This is a genomic window from Mesobacillus sp. (genome assembly GCF_049588175.1).
Taxonomy (GTDB): domain Bacteria; phylum Bacillota; class Bacilli; order Bacillales; family Cytobacillaceae; genus Mesobacillus.
In genome coordinates this window covers 1-5,682 of record NZ_JBAVFI010000107.1, presented here as the reverse complement: position 1 = coordinate 5,682, position 5,682 = coordinate 1, and the positions used below count along the sequence as shown (strand labels likewise).

Annotated in this window: 6 protein-coding genes; 5 read left to right on the top strand and 1 reads right to left on the bottom strand. The window is 43.8% G+C overall.

The genetic code is table 11. The annotated features are described in order from the left end of the window. Nucleotides 1-137 precede the first annotated feature (137 nt). A complete protein-coding gene (rpmB, locus tag WB217_RS02275; protein WP_423990260.1) occupies nucleotides 138-326 on the bottom strand; it encodes a 50S ribosomal protein L28 in 189 nt (62 codons plus the stop codon). 293 nt (nucleotides 327-619) lie between these two features. Between rpmB and WB217_RS02270 the strand changes: the two genes are divergently transcribed. From WB217_RS02270 to WB217_RS02250, 5 genes are all read left to right on the top strand, one after another. After that, nucleotides 620-982 (top strand): Asp23/Gls24 family envelope stress response protein, encoded by a 363-nt coding sequence (locus tag WB217_RS02270; protein ID WP_023614933.1) that lies wholly within the window; start codon nucleotides 620-622, stop codon nucleotides 980-982. 16 nt (nucleotides 983-998) lie between these two features. Then, nucleotides 999-2,669, top strand: coding sequence for a DAK2 domain-containing protein (locus tag WB217_RS02265; RefSeq protein ID WP_423990257.1), 1,671 nt, complete (start codon nucleotides 999-1,001; stop codon nucleotides 2,667-2,669). Nucleotides 2,670-2,827: 158 nt separating this feature from the next. After that, entirely contained in the window at nucleotides 2,828-3,490 is a 663-nt protein-coding gene (gene sdaAB / locus WB217_RS02260; RefSeq protein ID WP_423990255.1) for an L-serine ammonia-lyase, iron-sulfur-dependent subunit beta, read from the top strand. Between the two features lie 27 nt (nucleotides 3,491-3,517). Beyond that, a complete protein-coding gene (gene sdaAA, locus WB217_RS02255) occupies nucleotides 3,518-4,405 on the top strand; it encodes an L-serine ammonia-lyase, iron-sulfur-dependent, subunit alpha (RefSeq protein WP_423990253.1) in 888 nt (295 codons plus the stop codon). After that, on the top strand, nucleotides 4,398-5,682 hold a 1,285-nt coding region (locus WB217_RS02250), incomplete at its 3' end, for an ATP-dependent DNA helicase RecG (RefSeq protein ID WP_423990262.1). The genes sdaAA and WB217_RS02250, both read left to right, overlap by 8 nt.

Genomic DNA, 5,682 nt, shown 5'->3' with positions numbered 1-5,682 from the left:
GCTTTTAGCTTGTGAGTGGACTTGAAATTTCCGGAAGGGCTTGACAAAAATATGGCCAAAAAAAAGGCACCCATTTAAGGATGCCATGTTTCTGTCTAGAGTGCCAAGCGGCCTTCCTAAACATCTGCGGTTTTTAATTATACGCGTTCAACTTTACCTGATCTTAAAGCTCTTGTAGATACCCAAACACGCTTAGGCTTACCGTCTACAAGAATACGTACTTTTTGAAGGTTAGCACCCCATGTACGCTTGGTAGCGTTCATTGCGTGGGAGCGTGCGTTACCAGAACGAGTTGACTTACCAGTTACTACACATTTACGTGGCATATGATTTCCCTCCTAACTAACAAAAGCTAAAACTATTTTTTCTGCAATTATTTGCATATCGTCAGAACTGCGAATTTAACAGGATAACCTTATTTCTGACATACTTTAATAATTTATCATAGAAATTTGGCATTTGCAATAGTTCTGGCGAAAGCTATAAAGAAAAAAACCTTGACATATAGTTAAGATTCTTGCTGAATAATAAAGGGTAGGACAGAATAACTTTAAAAATTGCTTGGCTTATAGTAAAATAACTGTAGCATATAGCTATTTTTCCAAAGGGGGAACGATTCATGTCCATTGAGCTTAAAACGAAGTACGGACAAATTGATATATCAAATGATGTCATTGCAACGATTGCAGGCGGTGCAGCAGTTGATTGTTATGGGATTGTCGGCATGGCTTCAAAAAATCAGATCAAAGACGGATTAACAGATATTCTGCGCAGGGAAAATTTCACTCGCGGTGTCATCGTTCGCCAGGAAAACGAAGAAGTACATATCGATATGTATATTATTGTGAGCTATGGAACGAAAATTTCCGAGGTTGCCCACAATGTCCAGTCTAAGGTGAAATACACCCTTGATAAAACAGTCGGACTGGCTGCTGACTCGGTCAATATTTACGTTCAGGGAGTTCGTGTAACGAACCCGTAGTGAGGAGGAAAGATTTGTGTCTATTAAAGTTCTAGACGGAAAACATTTTGCGGAGATGGTGATACAGGGAGCCAATCATTTGGCTGCAAACGCCCAGTATGTCGACGCGTTGAACGTCTTCCCCGTTCCTGATGGTGATACGGGAACGAATATGAATTTATCCATGACTTCCGGGGCTAAGGAAGTAAAGAACAATGTGCAGGAGCATATTGGCAAAGTAGGTTCAGCACTCGCAAAAGGCTTGCTGATGGGAGCAAGGGGAAACTCGGGTGTTATCCTGTCCCAATTGTTCCGGGGCTTTGCGAAAGCAATTGAAGCTAAGCCGACCATTACTTCGCTGGAATTTGCTGCAGCATTGAATGCTGGGGTCGAAACAGCGTATAAAGCAGTTATGAAACCTGTTGAAGGTACGATTTTAACAGTGGCAAAGGACGCTGCCAAGCATGCTGTTGCGGTTGCCAAAAACCATGAGGACATAGTCGGTCTGATGGAAGAGGTTCTTAAAGAAGCTAAAGCATCCCTTAGCCGCACCCCAGACTTGCTGCCAGTATTAAAGGAAGTAGGAGTAGTGGATAGCGGCGGACAGGGACTTGTGTTTGTCTATGAAGGTTTCCTTGCCGAATTAAAAGGAGAAAAGCTTCCCGATTCTCCTGCAACAATGCCTAATATGAATGAGCTAGTCAGCGCTGAACATCATAAAAGTGTACAGAGCCATATGAATACAGAGGATATCGAATTCGGTTATTGTACTGAATTCATGGTAAGGCTTGAAGGGGAAAATTCTTTTTCTGAGGAAAATTTCCGTCAGGACCTAAGCAAGTACGGTGATTCTTTACTAGTCATTTCTGATGAAGAGGTTGTTAAAGTACATATCCACTCTGAGCAGCCTGGTGAAGTACTTACTTATGGCCAAAGATATGGAAATCTCATCAACATGAAAATTGAAAACATGCGTCAGCAGCATTCAAATATCATTGGTGAATCAACTACACCACTTCGTACAGAGGGTAACCAGCCAAAGAAAGAAAAGCAGGAATACGGAGTCGTAGCTGTATCGATGGGTTCAGGAATTGCTGAGCTCTTCCGCAGTATCGGTGCGAACGCTGTAATTGAAGGCGGCCAGACGATGAACCCGAGTACAGAGGATATCGTCAAGGCGATTAAGGAAGTCAACGCCCGCAAAGTGATTATATTGCCTAACAATAAAAATATCATCATGGCTGCTGAACAGGCTGCTGAGGTTGCTGAGGAAGAAGTAGTTGTCATCCCTTCCAAGACAGTACCTCAGGGAATGACTGCATTGTTGTCATTCAACCCCTCAGCTGACACCGCTGGAAACAAAGAAACCATGACAGAAGCGATGCAACATGTAAAAACAGGTCAGCTAACATACGCTGTCCGCGACACAAGCATCGATGGTCTGGAAATCTCAACTGGAGATTTCATGGGTCTTTCCGATGGTAAAATTGTTTTGAAGGACCAGGATAAAGTCAAGGCGGCTAAAGATCTCTTAAGCCAGATGCTTGATGATGATTCTGAAATTCTGACAATCCTCAAAGGGGAAGACGCTTCCGACGAAGATGTCAACTCAATTGTCGAGTTTGTTGAAGGCGAATTTAAAGATGTTGAGATCGAGGTTCATAATGGGGAACAGCCGTTATATGCCTTTATCTTTGCGATTGAATAGTAAAGAAACTTCTCCAGTGCTAATTCTCCCGCTGGACAAATAAAATTATTATATGTTACTAAGGAATAGAAGGGGAATACCCTTCTATTTCGCTATATATAAATGTTTTTTCCTTTTTACAGCTATCCTTTAACAATATGAGTAAAGGAGTGTGCGGGATGAAATACAAAAGTGTATTCGATATAATTGGGCCGGTAATGATTGGTCCATCCAGCTCCCATACAGCAGGAGCAGCAAGAATCGGAAGGGTAGCAAGGAGTTTGTTTGGCAGGGAGCCAAAATGGGCAACGATTTCATTTTATGGATCATTCGCCAAGACTTATAAGGGTCATGGAACAGATGTGGCGATTGTCGGCGGCTTGCTGGATTATGATACTTTTGATGAGCGGATAATCGGGGCAATTGATATTGCCAAAAACTCCGGTATGAAAATTAAATTTATTGAAGAAGAAGCAATTACCGACCATCCTAATACGGCACGGGTGCTCATTGGAGATGAGCAGGGTGAACAAGAGCTGGTCGGAATATCGATTGGCGGCGGAAAAATAGAAATCATTGAGCTAAATGGCTTTGAACTAAAGCTTTCAGGTCACCATCCAGCAATTCTGGTTGTTCATAATGACCGGCACGGTGCTATTGCCGCGGTTTCAAACATTCTTGCCAAGGAAGAAATCAATATTGGCCATATGGAAGTGTCGCGCAAGGAAAAAGGGAAAATGGCGTTGATGACAATTGAGGTAGACCATAATATCGACGATCATGTCATTAAACAATTAGAACAGCTGCCGAATGTTTTGCAGGTCACAAAGATTGTCGACTAATTTGCAGGATTAGGAGGGAAGGCTAATATGTTTCGAAATGTAGCGGAGTTAGTGGAGCTAGCCACCAGTAAGAATAAAAAGATTTCCGGATTGATGATTGAACAAGAAATAGAAGTGACCGGACGGAGCCGAGAAGAGGTCCTTACGATGATGGACCGTAATCTGACTGTCATGGAGCAGGCTGTCGAGAGAGGCATAAAAGGTGTTAAATCTCATTCTGGCCTGACTGGCGGGGATGCTGTCCTCCTTCAACAATATATTGAAAAAGGAAATTTCCTTTCTGGTGAAACAATTTTGGATGCTGTCAGCAAAGCTGTGGCTACAAATGAAGTGAATGCGGCGATGGGAACGATTTGCGCAACACCTACAGCTGGCTCTGCCGGTGTCGTACCGGGAACTTTATTTGCCGTAAAAAGCAAATTGAATCCTACAAGGGAACAGATGATTTCCTTCCTGTTCACAGCAGGTGCTTTTGGCTATGTAGTTGCCAACAATGCCTCAATTTCCGGCGCAGAAGGCGGTTGTCAGGCAGAGGTTGGTTCAGCATCCGGGATGGCTGCTGCTGCAATAGTTGAAATGGCGGGTGGAACACCAGAACAATGTGCAGAGGCGATGGCGATCACACTTAAAAATATGCTGGGATTAGTCTGTGATCCTGTTGCAGGGCTTGTTGAAGTTCCATGTGTAAAAAGAAACGCGATGGGAGCCGCGAATGCAATGGTTGCGGCAGATATGGCGCTCGCAGGGATTACGAGCAGGATACCTTGTGACGAGGTGATCGATGCCATGTATAAAATCGGCCAGTCCATGCCATCAGCACTTAGAGAAACAGCGCAGGGAGGGTTAGCGGCAACACCGACAGGCCGTGAGCTTGAGGCCAAAATTTTCGGCATACCGCTTGATAAACGTGAATGATATTCTAAAACAGCCAGTTACGGCAGTAAAAGGAATCGGCGACGAAATGGCAGAGACACTTGCAGACATGAATATCAGGTCTGTCAGTGACTTGCTTGAGTATTTCCCATACCGTTATGAAGATTATCGCCTAAAGGATTTGGCGGAGGTCAAACATGACGAAAAAGTGACGGTTGAGGGGAAGGTTCATAGTGAACCTTCTCTTGTCTATTATGGCCGTAAGAAAAACCGCCTTACCGTCAGGCTTCTTGTTGGACGATATCTCATCATCGCAACCTTTTTCAATCAGCCGTATTTAAAACAAAAAATAAAAATCAACGAAACGATCACGGTTACAGGTAAATGGGATCAGCACAGGCAAACGATTACTGCAAGTGAAATGTCAGTAGGAGAGCAGGCGAAAAGCCAAGACTTTGAACCAGTTTATGCCGTAAAAGGGAAAATGACTGTAAAAACGATCAGAAGACTGATCAAGCTGGCCTTTTCCCAATTTGGTCATGAAATATCTGAAATTCTGCCCGCTGAACTGCTGCAGAAGTATAAATTGCTAAATCGAAGAGAAGCATTGAGAATCATGCATTTTCCTGCTGGAGCAGATGAAATGAAGCAGGCAAGACGAAGATTTGTATATGAGGAATTCCTATTGTTCCAGCTGAAGATGCAGTCGCTAAGAAAAATTGAGCGTGAACAGACTGCAGGTATAGCAGTTTCATATAAATTGGACGAGCTTATGAAGTTTATCGAGGGATTGCCTTTCCCGTTGACAGGAGCACAAAAACGTGTTGTTAACGAAATACTTGGCGACATGAAATCACCATACCGCATGAACCGACTGCTCCAGGGGGATGTAGGGTCAGGTAAGACAGTCGTCGCGGCTATAGCACTTTATGCTGCGAAGACTTCAGGCTATCAGGGTGCATTGATGGTGCCGACGGAAATCCTTGCTGAACAGCACTCCAAATCTTTGTCGCAGCTGCTTGAACCATTTGGCGTTAAAACAGCATTGTTGACAAGCTCTGTAAAAGGAAAGCGAAGAAAGGAAATTCTTGAGCTTCTGAAGCAGGGAGAAATTCATGTCCTAATTGGTACGCATGCATTGATACAAGATGAGGTCAATTTTAATAACCTTGGATTAGTCATCACGGATGAGCAGCATCGCTTTGGGGTGGAACAACGGCGGGTCTTACGGGAAAAAGGTGAAAATCCCGATGTCCTGTTCATGACGGCCACACCGATCCCGAGGACTCTTGCCATCACCGTGTTCGGAGAGATGGATG